Origin of the sequence: Nostoc sp. 'Peltigera membranacea cyanobiont' 232, from assembly GCF_002245985.1 — a bacterium.
Lineage (GTDB): Bacteria > Cyanobacteriota > Cyanobacteriia > Cyanobacteriales > Nostocaceae > Nostoc.
Map to the genome: position 1 here is coordinate 1 of NZ_NOLK01000179.1, position 14,872 is coordinate 14,872.

Consider the following 14,872-nt stretch of genomic DNA (forward strand, 5'->3'; position numbering starts at 1 on the left):
GCATCGCAGTACTGATCTACCACGGTGATCGTGGAGGTAGCCGTTCTTGAACCCAATTAAATACCCTTGCTAAGTTAAACTCTTAGTAACTAATTATACTCTCATGAGAGTAATAAAAGAGCGTTATTGTACAGACGGCGATTTATCGCGTCTCTTGCCTTATCTGCTCCGGCGGCGATGTAAGCTCGCCCACGAGCGATCGCTTCTTCTAAACCCAGTGGCGCACGGGCATCAGTGCGAGCAATAATTACCAACTCGCCCTCACCACGCGCTTCTACTGCTGCTTGAATTTTCCCACCTGTTCAGCTTGCGAGAGAACTCGTTTTCCTTCAAGGTTTGTTTGGCTATTCGCTGCACGCCTAAGTATAGATCGCTTGCCAATTTTTCTAAAATCTCTGGTGAAGTATTGCGATTAGAGGCAACTGACTTCCGAACATCTCTATCGCCATCGCTTGCCAATTTTTCTAAAATCTCTGGTGAAGTATTGCGATTAGAGGCAACTGACTTCCGAACATCTCTATTGCCATCGCTTGCCAATTTTTCTAAAATCTCTGGTGAAGTATTGCGATTTCTCCCCACCTCGCAGCGAACGCCTAAAGTCGCTAAGGTTTGTTCGGCTGCTCGCTGCACGCCTAAGTATAGATCGCTTGCCAATTTTTCTAAAGTCTGTAGTGAAGTATTGTGATTAGAGGCAACACTCCATCGAACATCTCTATTGCCATCGCTTGCCAATTTTTCTAAAATCTCTGGTGAAGTATTGCGATTAGAGGCAACTGACTTCCGAACATCTCCATTGTCAGCTCTTGCCAATCTTTCTAAAATCTGTGGCGAACTATAGGGATTTCTCCCCACCTCGCAGCGAACGCCTGAGTCTAGATCGTTTGCCAATTTTTCTAAAGTCTGTAGTGAAGTATTGCAATTAGAGACAACATTCCATCGAACATCTCTATTGTCATCGCTTGCCAATTCTTCTAAAATCTGTGGCGAACTATGGGGATTTCTCCCCACCGCGCAGCGAACGCTGTAATGCAGATCCCATGCTAATTCTTCTAAAGTCTGTAGTGAAGTATTGTGATTAGAGGCAACTGCCGTCCGAACATAACTATCTTTATGATTTCCCAATTTTTCTAAAATCTCTGGTGAAGTATTGCGATTTCTAGCAACTTCTTTACAACTCTCTACATATTTATTACTTGCCAATTTTTCTGAAGTTTGTAGCGAGCAATTGGAGTTTATTGCGACTGATGCACGAACATGTTCATCGTCATCGCTTGCCAATTTTTCTAAAATTTGTAGCGAGCAATTGGAGTTTATTGCGACTAATGCACGAACATGTCCATCGTCATCGCTTGCCAATTTTTCTAAAGTCTGTAGCAAGCAATTGGAGTTTCTTGCGACTGCTGCACGAACATTATAATCTTTATTATCCGCGAATACCTCTAAAATTCGTGAGGATACACTGGGATAGAGTGCAAGTTGGAAAAGTGAGCTGGAGAGTGAGTCTGAACAGATTTTTTTTACAGCATCAATAGGGGTATTAATATTGCTACATATTGCCAAGAACATCCTTTGATAAACGGGTATTTCCGGGTAATCATCATCAGGAGGCCCACCCCAAACTGCACCAAGAGCATAATTATATATCTGTGCTTGAGTTATTCTCTCTAGAGCTAGTCCTATTTCTGATAGTAAATTGGCTAATATCTCTGGAGGAGTGCTAGTATTGCGGGCGATCGCCAACAATATCTCTTCATTCTTAAAAAAGTAGTCATAATCTAGCGTGAATAACCCTACAGATGTAGTCGAACTTCGAGCTAGAAAGTAGTTATCTAGCGCGGCTAACCTGGCTAATATCTCTTCAGATGTAGTCGAACTTCGAGCTAGTGACAACCGCACAAATTTACTGTCAGGATTTTCGAGCAGCAGAACATTAAAAATGGGGTTAGCTGTAATCGCTTCGGGAAACTCTTCTCCTAGCTTTTCCAGAATTTCCACAGGAGTATTAGGGTTAATCGCTACTGCCTGTCGAACTCCAGGATCGGGATCTACACTTAACTGCTGAAGCACCTCAGCAGGCGTATCGTCAGACGAGGCGATCGATCTGCGAGCTTCTAGATTCAGATTGTCATAGTTAAACATGATTTTACTTATCGTTAATCTTAGACAGGACAAAAAGCTTGAAAAGTTTATGAATGTGGGTTTCATAGAATTACGACACTCATCGGAAACCCTATGAATCACTATAGTGAACTCAAGAAAGCCCTCCAACCCCACACCACCCGGAACTTAAGCGGCAGAACATCCCTATTTAGGATATTACATGGTACAAAGTTAACACCCTAGATAAAAACCTCTTCTTCCCTTGAGAATACAGTGACTATGCTTACTAAAGCGATGAACGTTACATCAATTTTTTTAGTGCAAAATGTGAGGCTATCAGACTCTTGTTTGAGCGAAAACTAAGCTGATGTATTTATTAGATACATCAGCTTTTGAATTAACCCAAGATTTCAATCACAACCGCTAGAATAGCTGGTGCTTTGTCTGAAACTGGAATGAATACCCGCTTTTTCCAGTTGATGATCTCGGTGAAGCAACCTACAGCTAAGAGTCGCTCTGCCAGTGAGATAGCATTAACCAGTTCTATGCGAGGTTCATTAGCAACGAAAGAACGTCGCAAGGTTACACCACCTGGTAGCTGCTGTGTATATCTCTCGTTCAGTACCAGCTTCACAAGTTCTTCAGGAGAAAGCAGCTGATTTCTTAGTCCAAGTTGTTCGCGCACGGTTTGAATGTCGTGAGCATTCACCACCCGACCGAGTATCTTTTGTCCATCGCTGGTTTGTAGTCGGAATACTCTACTATTGTGCTGTGGTAGTATCTTCCAAATGGGCAACAAAATACCAGTGACTAAGTGCAGGTAATCGGTTGTGAACTTGGGCAGTGTGTTCACTTCAGTAGACCACCCTGCAACGAACGCATCGACACAAACCGCTTTCCAAGTGGAAGATTCTAAATCCTTGAGTGGTATACGGGTTTCTTTTTGAGGACGGACAAGTAACACTCTTGGGACAACTCCACCATCAGCGTCGTAGATACTATGTGTCGCAATTGACACAGTAGCGTTACCAGACTTGGTGTTAACCATCAGTTTCCCCTGGTACATACTGGCAAACTCAAGCATTTCGTCAGCCGTTCTGATGTTATTCTTCTGAGTGCGTTCTATCTTGAGATAGTTCGTTACGCTACCAGTGGCAGGGTGGGTGTACACAGCTTCCTGGCTGTCAACAGTAAACCGTTCAGCCCGTAAAGTTTCCACACCCATCTCATAGACACCAGCCGCGATCGCTGCTTCAATCTGTTGACTTAGCAACAACTCAAAACGCTCGAAAATGGTGTTTTGCATATCGATGCGTAAAGCCAACAGGCGATTGAGAAATTGCCGCAAGGGGGGCAAGTCGATTTTCATCCCGCCTTCATGAGAGGTTAAGCACAGTCCAGTCATTTGCTCGAACTTTCCTAAAGGCACTTCATAAAATCGACCTTGGTATATTTGTCTGAATAACTCATACAGGGCGTGTTCTGCATAGTTAGACTCCAGATTATCCTTAGCCTCAAATATCCCATTGCCACCCGTCTGCCGTTGACCACGAGTAAGAGCGCCCAAGCTATCCAGCCTTCGAGCAATGGTTGAGATAAAGCGGCGTTCACCGATGACGTTAGTGGTAACAGGTCTGAACACGGGTGCTGATGCTTGGTTTGTGCGGTGTGAGCGCCCAAGTCCTTGGATTGCGTTGTCTGCTCTCCATCCGGCTTCAAGCAGGTAGTGCGATCGCGTTGTTCGCAAACAGATAAATTCCGATCACACTTCATTCTTTTATCTATTCTAATCCAAGCAAGGTTAGCTGAATTGCTTCTGTTTCTTGTTAACTAACTTTTCCACATTTTGCATATACTTGCCAAAGGAACTTCAGTATTACCAATTTCTTTCAGCCGAGAAAAAGCTTTATTTTTTAAATGATTTAATGCCTTGTCAACCGTCATTTTTGTCCATTATCGCCACTGCATTTCTAGGGAGACAAGAGCAACATACTCCTGTTTTCGCCGTTTAGCTTGACGTTAACGATTATCTTCAACTTCATCCAACCGCTTCAGGAAAAGCAAGAAAGAGAACTGCTTGAGCGCATCCATTAGATTGGATAAGCCACCAGTCCATAGCTTATTCCAAAGTTGGTCTACTTTGATTTTAAATGGAGGTCTGTGAGCATTATGATTTTTTTGTAATTTTGAAATTATTTATACAAAGAGACGTAAACTCATCTATAACTTGACGGGCTATTTTATAACTTTGGTCAAAATAATCTGAGTCTATTCCTAAAAAATCAAATTCTGAAACTGGATAAGGTATCCCCTGCTTTTTTTCAATATCTTTTAATTTACTTTTTATTGGTTTTATTATTTCATCATATTTGTCATTTCTATACCAGCCATTATGTAATGCAGCATTACGCCTAGCCTTCATCTCTGCATATAGTGGTGCAAACCACCATAGTAAATTTTCTAAATTCTTATCTTTACCTTCTGAATTCTTATCTTTACCTTCTGAATTCTTATCTTTACTCAAATATGATCTAAGTTTTTTGATATATTCATCAGAGCCTTTGTATATCATTTCCATGATAGCTCTTTCAATTTGTTTATCAATTTCTTTAATTAGGTCTTCACTTGTATTAAAATTAATATGTTTTTCTTTAGATTTAACCCAATTAAAATTATTGAATTTACACTCTATATCTTTTAATCTAAGTTTTTGCTCTCCTAGTTTCTCTGGATAAGCTTGTAAAGTTAGTAATAATAATTTTGAAAAAAAATCTTCCAATTCTCCCATTATTGCAATAAACATCTGTCCTCTAATAAAGGCTTTCATTTTATTGAAATGAAAATCTCTTTTAGATTGGGTCTTATCCCTCTCTGTTAAAATAAACTTATCATCAATGAGTAAACCTGCCATTTCAACAATATGAAACTCTTCATCCTCATTATCAATATTTATAGGAACCTCAGACCAACTATCGTGTACATGATTGACATAAGAGTTGATAAATTCGTTGCTTAGGTGAAGAGCCGCGATTTGATGTGTTTTAGAGTCAGATAGTTCCTGAATACTCTTCGGTAAATTTTTAATACGTTGTTTAATAATTTGGTTTAAAGAAGGCATTTACTTAAATTGTATGTAATTAAAATCACTTATATAGTATTTATTTAATAAATTTGGGATTACAAAGTGAAAGGCGCTAAAGGTATTGTGATCAACAAAAGTTACTGGAGTAGCCGTTAACCCAATCATTAGGGCATCAAAATAGTCCGTCACTCCATTCTTCCAAGGTGCTGCATCATAGCCATCTACTGGAATCTTAATCTTCGCCTGATCGGGATTTGTAAGGTTCCATCCTGCTTTTTCTAACGCCGGATCAATTAACTTCTGTCTGGTATTGGCTTCACTCAAAGACATTACAGCATCCTAGAACAGTAACTTAGCAAGAAGGGTCAGGGTTTTTTCTCCTTATTAATGTTCCCATAAAACCCTGTATAAATCACATCTCACTATATCAATAACTTAAGGGCTTACTCTATGATATGAATTGTCTCAACGCCATCTAATTTGTCACTGTACAAATTACCAAAGTCTCATACTCCACGCCGTGACATACTCCCAGTATTGCCTTTTGGGACAACCTGAGCTTCTCAGCGACTCCCCCCAATGGGTCGGACATTAACTGAGCTTTAAAGGACGCGATGCCCCACCGCCCTATGTTTTATATTTCGTGCTGCGTTGTGGTCACGGTCGTAGCTTGCACCACACTGGCAATTGTGCCATCGGTCAGCCAGTGTTTTTGGTACATCTTGACCACAATCAGAACATTCAATGGTTGATTTATGTGAGTTTTGTGGCAATCCTGCGCCTCCAGCGTTTGCAGCTTTAAGACTAGCGATTGCCAAAAATTGACCCCACCCTGCGTCAAGAATTGATTTGGCTAGTCGCGATCGACGCGATCTAGCTAGACCTATGATATTTAAATGTTCATAAGCAATAAATTTGTATCCCTTAGACAACAACCATAGGGCAGTTTTGTAATGAAAATCTCTGCGTTGGTTGGCTACTTTTTGATGCAGCTTGGCAACTCGTTTTACTGCTAATGCTCTACGTTTTGACCCTTTTTGTTTACGAGACAACTGACGTTGCAGGCGTTTCAGGCGTTTTTGTGATTTGCGGTAATACTGGGGAATAGCAACTTCTTCACCGTCACTGGTTACTAAGAAAAACTTAAGACCCATGTCAATACCCACTGTGTTATCTGGTGTAGGTATGGCATCAGTTTTAAGGCTAGGCACAGTCATATCTTCTAAACTAAGTCCGATATACCAGCCGTCAGCTTTACGCGTGACAGTAGCAGTTTTGATTTTAAAATCGTCAAGTATGGGGCGGTGCAATATTGCTTTTACCTTTCCAATTTTAGGCAACTGAATAAACTTACCTTGAATGTGTTCAGGCTTAATTGGATCGGGGAAAGTTAAAGAACGATAACGCCCTTTACCTTTGAATCTAGGACGACCAGACTTTTTACCATTTTTATCACCTTTCAACCATCGAGTGTAAGTTTTATCAACTCTTGCAATTACATTTTGTAATGTATGCAAAGGAAGTTCTTTATACTCAGGAAATAGAGCTTTAGTATTAGCTAAATCCTTTTGTTGTGACCAACGATTTGGTTGGTCTTTCAACGGTGCAATGCTGCAACAAACTATAGAGCATCGGTTAACATCACAACGGTTTTGTTCCCACCAGTTAAACCTTTCTGCCAACCTATAATTGTACTGGCGACGGCATAATTCGAGCCAGTGTTCAAATGTGTCTATTTGTTTTTGAGTTAGACGTAAACGGTACTGGTAGGTTATTCGCATTGTTAAAAACTCCTCTGCTTTAGACTTAAATACTGTTTAGCTACCCTACTAAATACCTAATAATCTGCGGATCTATCCTTGAAATCCGCTTTTTAATTGATTGTGGAGGATTTTTGAAAAACCGTTTTAAATCCCGACTCTTAACTAGGTAATTTGTCGCGGAACGCCGAATAGCTTTGAGCCAGCCTCGTTTTACCCATTTAGCTACAGTACAGGGGTTCAATGAAAGAGCTTGAGCAATTTGATTACAACTATAGTTATCGAGAGTAGGACGTGCAGCATAACCCAACGCATAGAGCTTTTTATGAACAGCTAAAGTTGTGCGATGATAGCCTCGTCTTCTGAGTCTGTATGCTATCTGTTTAGGTGTGTAAGCTTCAGACATTTCTTCAAGAATTTCTAACTCTTGGGGAGTCCATTTTCTTTTCATTTTTTATTCCTCTTATGACTAAATAAGCTGAAGAAATATTATTGGTGTTTTTCTAGCCGCTTGTATTCGTCCCAATTTCTGGGGTTGTGAGGTGATGAGTTTGTTTCTGTAAAATCCCAGTTTTGAGAAGTAATATCAAATAGTTCAATTGCAGCATCAAACCCGCATTGCAAAAATCTGGTGTAGGATTCTTCAGACCATAGAATTGATTCAACAATTGCAGTCAAAAGCTTGAGATTAGTTTCAGTTGCCGCTCCTTCTCTTTGGAGCCAATCGATTGTTTCAAGTAGTTCTTTTTTAGAAGATGCCGCAGTAGATGGTGGTAGTGCAGCGATGGACATAGAACCTGTTAGTTGTTTCATAAATCCTCCAATTCCCCAACACCCAAATCAGTTGTCACCTTCTTTTGAGATTTGGCTTTACTGATTTGAAATTCCGACGCTTTAATTACTGGCATTGCAGCTTCTTTCACTGCTGCTTTAGCTTGGTGGTAAAGGAATTGAACTACGCCCGAAGCATCTTCTTCATCTTCCACTTGCGCCCAGAGAGAACAGCCTACTTCGAGAGATTCGTAGTTTCCTAAATTGAATTTTCTTGAATAATTAATTGAGACAGTACCGATTTTCATGGAGTGATTTTGTTGCTAATTGATGTAGTGGCGACTCTTGAGCGAATCGCCTTTATAATGCTTAATTACCGTTTGTTACCTTGTGGCAATACTTGTTGATTTTGAGCTTGTAAAGATGCTCTTGCCTCTGCTTCCGAAACAGCCGGTAATGCAGGCGCAGCAACAATCGCGTTTGATGCCCAGCGTTCGTAAGTATCATTCGTCACCCAATGAATTGTTGCCCCAGATTCTGCACCACTACGAATCATCTCTGCTGCCTCTAGCGCATCCTTCTCAAAATCAGACTGAGGATTGCGATAGCTCCACTGAATAAACCAGTACGTTCCTAGTGTCCCTTCTACCTTCTGAAACTCCGCGCAGAAAATATAGTTTTTCAATACGCTAGCGATCGCCTGATAACAGAACTCCTTTGGATCTCCGGGCATCCCTTCCTCACACCACGATTGAAAAGCACGATGGGCGAAGTGGTTGTACAGTCCGGCGAAATTGTCTTTACTCCGGCGATGGATTAAGAAACTAAGCAGCATGGAAGCTGGGCCCTTAAACTGATCCTTAAGTCCGCCAGCAACCGGAATCACCCAGAGTTCAGTAAATGGCTCGTTGGTGAAGTTCTCGTTGATTGTGAGTAGACGGTCAGGGCGGGAGATCGCGATTGCAAAGTCAGCCTTATTACCTTTGAGATATCCACCGGCTTGTGCTTCTAGAATCGTCAGCTTTGGGGGACAATCTAGAAGGAATTGTCCATATTCTTTAGCGCAATTGGCTTGCAATTTAGGTTGGCTGGGAGGAATGAGAAAAACGCTGTTGTTGATTTTGATAGTTTCCATGTGTGCAAAGTGATGGCTGTGTTTGTTTGAATGATTTAATGGGCTTAGTTAGTCGGCAATTTGTCGGAATCTTGTGTAATTGTCAGTAAAAAACCGTGTTTGGTATTCTGCACTCGTACTAGTTCTCTATCGAGTAATGATTGGATTACTGTTCGTGAGAAATTAATGCTGTGTAAAGGAGCAGAACCACCATAGCGGCGCAAGAAAATCAGCAAGCTAGCAGCCGTGAGGTCAGAGCAGTTTTTGGGCGATTTAGGGATTAGCTACACCTCCAGGAATTGCTTTTAATTCGTACTTAAGCAGTTCAAGTTGGCGTAGACATTGTTCTATTTCAGCCTGAATCTCTGCTCTCAATTCCTGCGGTGTCAGTAATTTAATTTCGTTCTCTAAGTGATTTCCTTCATCAATAGAATTGATATCAGGCATGGCGATGTACCGCCAGCCTTCGCCATATTCGTATGCTAAAAAACTGTCGCTTGGATAATACTTGATGCCGATAATCAGTCCTTGTTCTGCACGTTGTCCTAAAGTAAAACGAGGGTATTTCCAACCGTGTGGAATTGATATTAAGGATAACCAATCAATCTGGGGATGCCACAGGTTGAACTTGACACAAGCTTCTTCTAATTCATCGCTGAGGCGTTCATTGCGCTCCAATGGTGTTTCTGGAAGTGTCGCTTTAACCTCTGCAACTCTTTTTGCGAACCAGTCTCGGTCAAAAGGCAAGCAGCCACCGTTTACGAACCGCACCCATACAGTGATTCCACCTTCAAGCCAGATAGTACGAACTGATTCCGGTTCGACTTGAATAATCTCGCCAATGATGCGACGGTCACGAACAGTCAGGGGATCTTGGGTTGGGGCTACAGCTTCGGCTTGGGATTCGATATAGTTGTTCAGTTCTGCTTGAGCTAGGGCTTGCTCATCTTTGAAGGGAGTATCTGCAATTATTGTTTGATTGAGTTTGAAGCTTGAGGGTGCTTGTTGTGTGTAAACGGATTGCGTCATAATAAGGATCTCCTGCCTCTACACGGGGTTAGGTTTTCACAAAGGGCGATCGCTCAAGTTGTCCAGACCTCGCGATCGCCTTTTGTTTGCATAGCTTTAGTATATACAAATGCTATGCAAATGTCAATATATTTTCTAGATTTTGTATATGCAAAATTGAAAAAAGCCTTATAAGTCATGAAAAAACTAGCATAGGCATTGCATAGACAAGTAAATGGGGCTAGTCTTATGTATAGACAGATAAATGCAGGAAGCGTATGGGTCAGCTAAATATCCGAATAGATGATGAGTTAAAAGAAGCTTTCATAAGGAAAGCTAAAGAAGATAATACTTCAGCTACAGAATTACTAATTGAATATATGAAGCAGTATTTAGCTTCTCCCCAAAAGAATGAATCTCAGAAAATAGAGGAGCTAGAAAAAAGATTAGTAAGGGTTGAGCAAGTATTGGGGGAATTAGCAGCCTGAGAAACGAGCTTCAGTTTTTCAGGCTTTGGCGTGAGCGCGTTCGTAAATCTTTAAAAACTAATTCTATATCCCCTGACGATGAGTCAGGGGATTTTGCATAAATAGGGTGTATATACAAATTTAGGCAGTGCATTGACTATTCTATGCACTGCCTATACTATGAATATATGATTTAACCTCATTTTGACAATATGACACACCAGAAACTATCGGTTTATATGCAATTGCATTCAGGAGATATAGAGGCATTGCAAAATCTGTGGATTCATTGGAAAGTATGCAGACACCCATAGGAGTCAGCATAGATAAAGGATTGGAAGCTCAGACTCTCAAGCGTCCGCAGCAGTCATAAATTAAAGACCCCACAGGGAAGTTTTGCAGGCTACCAGTGGGGGCAGAACATAACCAACGTTTAAGGCTATGATTTACCTAACAGTACCAAATTTCCCTGCACTATGTACAGAGTTCAGTTGTATTATTAACAGCCGTCTATCTCTGTTAGCTTGTGCTTGTAATAAAAAGAATAATATTAGCTCTGGTGGTGTGAAACCAGGGGTACAAATAATTTTTCATTTACTAAAGGTAGTTTATAGCACCTCTTCTATTTATTTGAATAGGAGAGGAATATGCTGACACTAAACCCTTCCGAAACAACATTAGCGTTCAATTACGGCATTCTCAACACCAGCATCCAGGAAACCTTCACCGCCATCGACCGTTTTGAGTGGCAAGCATCCGATGAATTGCGACTGATGCGAGACAAAGGCTATTACGAAGATGGTGGACACAACAGCTTTGAAGCTTACTGCGAAAGCGAGTTGACCAAACACGGGGGATATCGCCGGGTCAAGGATCTATTTGCGGCCAAGCGAGTAGTTGATACCTTACCAGAAGAACTGAGGCCACATATTACCAAACCCTCTCAAACTCGCTCCTTGCTCCGACTGGTCAAAACTCCCGATAAGTTAGAACAAGCTGTTGCGCTCGCAGCAAAAGAAAAACCCTTCCCCACCGCAGCAGACTTTGCCAAAGCAGTACAACAGGTTGCACCAATAACTAAACGCACCACAAAAAGCGAAAAAAGTCAAACGCAATTGTGTAAATCGGTCAGGATTTCCTCACAATCACATCCCCGTTATGGGGAGTCGGGAGTGATTGAAGCAGACCCGCCAAACACTTCACAGCAGATTGTGACTTTCAGCGATGGCGAGAGGCTGCTGGTAAACAACACTGATTTGACTGATTTAAATGACGCAATTGTGTCCGAACCGAGTGAGCGTAGATACCCCAAAGAATATTCTGAAGCGATCGCGGCACTCGAAAAACAACACAAGCAAGAATTAGAGCGTCTAGAGCAGGAATTGAGGATTGGACTACAAGCCGAAGCAGGGGCTAGAGCCGAAGCCCAGGTACAAGAACAAATCTTATCCTTACAAAACCTGTACAAGCAACAGAAAGAGCAGAATATTCAGTTACAGCAACGGCTGGATGAAATGGAATCCCTACGGCAGTTGGAGACTGAGAACCAACAGCTTAGGCAGCATATTCAGGATTTGGAAAATGCCGTAGAGCAACGTCCCTCGCAACAGTGGGGGAATACCATGACCCAGCAAGCGACTAAAGTTTTGAACAAGCAAGTCAAGCTTGCCCTGGAGAAGACAATTGATTTGCGATCGCTAGCCCAAGAACCTCCAAAAGAGAATGCCCAAGAATGTCTGCGCTTGATGGGTATGGCATTGAAGAATCTCGCCAACGCTATGAACAATACCCAAGCCCTGGAAGCTGCGGCCATAATTCTGGGCAGTAGTCCAACTCCTGAAGCAATCGCCTATCGAGCCGAGCAACTGGAAATGTTGCCCCAGGCGATTAGTGATATTAAGGCAGTGCTAGCTAAACCTGGGTGTACTTGGCAGGATTATTGGGATATTGCCCAAGAGTACGAGGTGATTAAACAAGATTACTGGGCAGAACTTACCACCCAGGAAACAGAGTTAATTACGGCTCTTCAGAAAGCATCCCTTCAACCGCGCATTATTGGCGTTGGTTCTATTGTTGCTCATGCCGACCCTTACCGAACTTTGTATGTAGAGAGGGGTGAAGTTGTAGAGGATTTGGGCGAAGAGTTGGTGGTTGCCTGGGATTGTTGGAAGGAGCAATCAAAAAAGGCTGATAGGTATTCACGAGATGAGTTGCGCTTTTGGCAAGACGAGAACCAGTAGATAAAGACTCGCTTTGAGAATAGCCAAAAAACTTAAACGTGGCATTGCAACCATGCCGCTCATATTGTCATGCAAATTTTGGGGGAATTTATGACTACAGCGTTAAAAGCAATCAACGGTGGCAGCAAACAGCGAAGCGATCGCAAACAAGCTTCAGAAGATAAATCGATTAGACCACATTGCAAGGTATCAATTGAGGATATTAACTGGGTTCGTCAACAGCCTCCGTCAGTCCAACAGCTTTGGTTAGACTCTGTAGCGGCTGAACAATTCGGGGGTTCTGCCCATAAACTCGATACTAACCTCACCTACAAATCTTTGCAAAAAGCAGGGGCGGCGTTGACTGCTCAAGGACTGTTCCAGTTTGAGGAAGTGTTTGGCCGCTTACCCTCCGGTAGACCTGGGTTGATTAGCTACCGTGTCCGTAACTTGCACGGTTATTACAATCGCTTTTATTGGGAATTGTCCACGTCTGCGGAAACCAGTTCTTGTGACGAGAAAGCCGTCCACGCCGGCGAGAAAGTAAACCAGCCCGGACGGAATGAAAATTACCCCAAAGTGGAACAAATTCAGCCTGATTTGGAATCATTCCAAAAGAATGGTCAAAAAAGTGAGGATTTGCAAGGTTTCCAAAAACCTAACAACGTTTCTAACTACCCGTTAACTACCTACCAACAACCAACTAAGGTTGTTGGTATGGTAGTTGGTTCTGACGCGCTTGCTCGAAATCCGCGTGAGGAGGAAACGGCTCACGCGCCCTTGAGGGGCGCGTCGCCTTCACGTATCGAAAGCGCGTCAGAACTTGAAGACTCGCCTACGGCGAATAACTGTACATCGCTGGCGCTTGTAGATGATGCACCGAGTCATTCTACTTCGTTGTTAGCTGAAAAGCAGGACTGTGGTGTTGAGGGGATATTCCCTCATGAGGGTACTGGTTCCGCCGCGCCCGTTGCCGAAAATAAATTTTCTCTAGATTCTGCGATCGCTAATCAAGCGCCCGTGTCATTAAATCAAAATGAGATATTTGAATGGTTGGATAGAGCAAACCTTGGAGAATGCCCCCCGTTGTGGGTAATTCAATATTTGCTAGACAGCAAGTATTACGCCAGCATGAGGACAACAATCAGCAAGTTTGAGAAGCAGTGGAATATATCTGTGGTCAATTATCAGGTGCAAAAATCTAGTGAGGCGTTGTTTACCGCCGTTCGCGGAGCGTCTTGTAGAGAAGACATCGCCGTTAGATCCAAGACTAGACTATTGCGGATGGAGAAACTGAAGATGGCTTCTCTGGTTGGGGAAAATCCGGGGTTTGACTTCTTGCTCTCGTGCTGGAGTGATGATCCGGCTTTGCAGATTGTGATCAAGAAGTTGCTGGCGAAGTTTCCGCAGTGGGGAATTGCGATTGTGGACGGGGTGTTGGTGAAGTGGAATGACTAGTGATCACAATTTTAATTACTAGTATATTGTAGTACTCGTTTCTCATAGCGAATGTACGGCTTTTCTAAAACCCTTGGTATTAAAGATTTTTATAGTTTAGATACGTTTCTCCTACTTTGTAAGGTGATTTAAACTCTATTGACATTATGAGCTTAGTGGTGCAGAAAACTTTTTTGAGTTTTAAGTAGAGAAAACAGTGACTTTGGAGAACTCAACCCTGGTCTGTAATTGTTCCCGTTTTTTAAGTGAGGCACAGCCCGGTATAGGACTCCTTCGAGGTAAAGGGGCAAAGCTAGGAATCGGCAGACATTGATAACACAATCGTTTAATCTCACGTAAACCCAATTGTAAAAAGCTCAAACCTCTGTGGAAATGCCAGTCAAGCATCTTAGTGCGACCTTCACTGGTGACAACGACGGCAATGGAAATGGCAATCAGCGTAGCAGCAGCTAGTAGCATCAATAAACAACTGAGTGCCATTTCATCCCGCAAGTGAGAACGGGTCAAGTCAAAGGCTGCCGACTTGTAATCCTTAAAATGCGGTTCGATTCCACCAAATCGCTGACCGTAGACTTCAAATGTTTGTAACGAGGGGGTCGTATCTGTCAGGACTGCCCAAGGCTCACCTGCCATCGCTAAATTAGCAGTGGCAAGATGGCACTCAATATCTTGTAAAATGGTGACTTCTTGAAAGAGATAGGCTTCTCCTTTAGGTGGCAGTAATTGTGCCACAGGACTTGTACAACCATTGTCAAGGGTCACGTTCGAATGGCACTAAGAAAAGCTCTAAGCTATGCGGAATAGGCACTACAGATTTTAAAGCTATTGAACAGTGAAGGTTCAGGGATGGGATAGGCAATTGTCCTTGATGTAATACTGCGATCGCCATTGAG

The 14,872-nt window shown here is 42.3% G+C and carries 12 protein-coding genes and 3 pseudogenes; 3 read left to right on the forward strand and 12 right to left on the reverse strand.

Annotation, left to right across the window (positions count from 1 at the left end; translation table 11 throughout):
* Nucleotides 1-161 precede the first annotated feature (161 nt).
* The 11 genes and pseudogenes from CDG79_RS34285 to CDG79_RS45260 all read right to left on the reverse strand — a co-directional run.
* Nucleotides 162-337 (reverse strand): annotated as a pseudogene (locus CDG79_RS34285) (isocitrate lyase/phosphoenolpyruvate mutase family protein); the annotation flags it as partial.
* A gap of 116 nt (nt 338-453) precedes the next feature.
* Nucleotides 454-2,205: pseudogene (locus tag CDG79_RS45310) on the reverse strand (HEAT repeat domain-containing protein); the annotation flags it as partial.
* Nucleotides 2,206-2,497: 292 nt separating this feature from the next.
* Entirely contained in the window at nt 2,498-3,847 is a 1,350-nt protein-coding gene (locus CDG79_RS34290) for a strawberry notch C-terminal domain-containing protein (RefSeq protein ID WP_223278510.1), read from the reverse strand.
* Nucleotides 3,848-4,267: 420 nt separating this feature from the next.
* Nucleotides 4,268-5,218 carry a hypothetical protein gene (locus tag CDG79_RS34300; protein ID WP_094346094.1) on the reverse strand — a complete coding sequence of 317 codons (951 nt, stop codon included), beginning with the start codon at nt 5,216-5,218 and terminating at the stop codon, nt 4,268-4,270.
* On the reverse strand, nt 5,219-5,512 hold the full coding sequence (locus tag CDG79_RS34305) for a type I restriction endonuclease (protein ID WP_094346095.1): 294 nt from the start codon (nt 5,510-5,512) through the stop codon (nt 5,219-5,221). It lies immediately after the preceding gene.
* 272 nt (nt 5,513-5,784) lie between these two features.
* A complete protein-coding gene (locus tag CDG79_RS34310; RefSeq protein WP_094346096.1) occupies nt 5,785-6,963 on the reverse strand; it encodes an RNA-guided endonuclease InsQ/TnpB family protein in 1,179 nt (392 codons plus the stop codon).
* A 40-nt stretch (nt 6,964-7,003) separates the two neighbouring features.
* Complete coding sequence (locus CDG79_RS34315) at nt 7,004-7,393, reverse strand: hypothetical protein (RefSeq protein WP_094346097.1); 390 nt, start codon at nt 7,391-7,393, stop codon at nt 7,004-7,006.
* A gap of 38 nt (nt 7,394-7,431) precedes the next feature.
* Entirely contained in the window at nt 7,432-7,755 is a 324-nt protein-coding gene (locus CDG79_RS34320) for a hypothetical protein (RefSeq protein ID WP_094346098.1), read from the reverse strand.
* The gene (locus CDG79_RS34325) at nt 7,752-8,021 is read right to left on the reverse strand and encodes a hypothetical protein (RefSeq protein WP_094346099.1); all 270 of its coding nucleotides are present in this window, start codon (nt 8,019-8,021) and stop codon (nt 7,752-7,754) included. The genes CDG79_RS34320 and CDG79_RS34325 overlap by 4 nt, the downstream gene beginning before the upstream one ends.
* Nucleotides 8,022-8,086: 65 nt before the next feature.
* Nucleotides 8,087-8,848, reverse strand: coding sequence for a hypothetical protein (locus tag CDG79_RS34330; protein ID WP_094346100.1), 762 nt, complete (start codon nt 8,846-8,848; stop codon nt 8,087-8,089).
* A gap of 252 nt (nt 8,849-9,100) precedes the next feature.
* Nucleotides 9,101-9,856, reverse strand: a complete 756-nt coding sequence (locus CDG79_RS45260) for a hypothetical protein (protein ID WP_317616638.1) — start codon at nt 9,854-9,856, stop codon at nt 9,101-9,103.
* A 257-nt stretch (nt 9,857-10,113) separates the two neighbouring features.
* Between CDG79_RS45260 and CDG79_RS34350 the strand changes: the two genes are divergently transcribed.
* The 3 genes from CDG79_RS34350 to CDG79_RS34360 all read left to right on the forward strand — a co-directional run bounded on the left by CDG79_RS34350 (nt 10,114) and on the right by CDG79_RS34360 (nt 13,979).
* The gene (locus CDG79_RS34350; protein WP_094346102.1) at nt 10,114-10,323 is read left to right on the forward strand and encodes a hypothetical protein; all 210 of its coding nucleotides are present in this window, start codon (nt 10,114-10,116) and stop codon (nt 10,321-10,323) included.
* A gap of 626 nt (nt 10,324-10,949) precedes the next feature.
* Nucleotides 10,950-12,542: a hypothetical protein gene (locus CDG79_RS34355; RefSeq protein WP_094346103.1), complete on the forward strand. Its 1,593-nt coding sequence runs from the start codon at nt 10,950-10,952 to the stop codon at nt 12,540-12,542.
* Nucleotides 12,543-12,632: 90 nt separating this feature from the next.
* Nucleotides 12,633-13,979, forward strand: coding sequence for a hypothetical protein (locus CDG79_RS34360; RefSeq protein ID WP_094346104.1), 1,347 nt, complete (start codon nt 12,633-12,635; stop codon nt 13,977-13,979).
* Between the two features lie 180 nt (nt 13,980-14,159).
* Here CDG79_RS34360 and CDG79_RS34365 read toward each other — a convergent pair.
* A pseudogene (locus tag CDG79_RS34365) lies at nt 14,160-14,741 on the reverse strand (IS4 family transposase); the annotation flags it as partial.
* Between the last annotated feature and the right edge of the window lie 131 nt (nt 14,742-14,872).

Bases quoted from the DNA above. Each gene is read 5' to 3' on its own strand.
- CDG79_RS34300 (WP_094346094.1), bottom strand. From the start codon at position 5,218: ATGCCTTCTTTAAACCAAATTATTAAACAACGTATTAAAAATTTACCG.
- CDG79_RS34305 (WP_094346095.1), bottom strand. From the start codon at position 5,512: ATGTCTTTGAGTGAAGCCAATACCAGACAGAAGTTAATTGATCCGGCG.
- CDG79_RS34310 (WP_094346096.1), bottom strand. From the start codon at position 6,963: ATGCGAATAACCTACCAGTACCGTTTACGTCTAACTCAAAAACAAATA.
- CDG79_RS34315 (WP_094346097.1), bottom strand. From the start codon at position 7,393: ATGAAAAGAAAATGGACTCCCCAAGAGTTAGAAATTCTTGAAGAAATG.
- CDG79_RS34320 (WP_094346098.1), bottom strand. From the start codon at position 7,755: ATGAAACAACTAACAGGTTCTATGTCCATCGCTGCACTACCACCATCT.
- CDG79_RS34325 (WP_094346099.1), bottom strand. From the start codon at position 8,021: ATGAAAATCGGTACTGTCTCAATTAATTATTCAAGAAAATTCAATTTA.
- CDG79_RS34330 (WP_094346100.1), bottom strand. From the start codon at position 8,848: ATGGAAACTATCAAAATCAACAACAGCGTTTTTCTCATTCCTCCCAGC.
- CDG79_RS45260 (WP_317616638.1), bottom strand. From the start codon at position 9,856: ATGACGCAATCCGTTTACACACAACAAGCACCCTCAAGCTTCAAACTC.
- CDG79_RS34350 (WP_094346102.1), top strand. From the start codon at position 10,114: ATGGGTCAGCTAAATATCCGAATAGATGATGAGTTAAAAGAAGCTTTC.
- CDG79_RS34355 (WP_094346103.1), top strand. From the start codon at position 10,950: ATGCTGACACTAAACCCTTCCGAAACAACATTAGCGTTCAATTACGGC.
- CDG79_RS34360 (WP_094346104.1), top strand. From the start codon at position 12,633: ATGACTACAGCGTTAAAAGCAATCAACGGTGGCAGCAAACAGCGAAGC.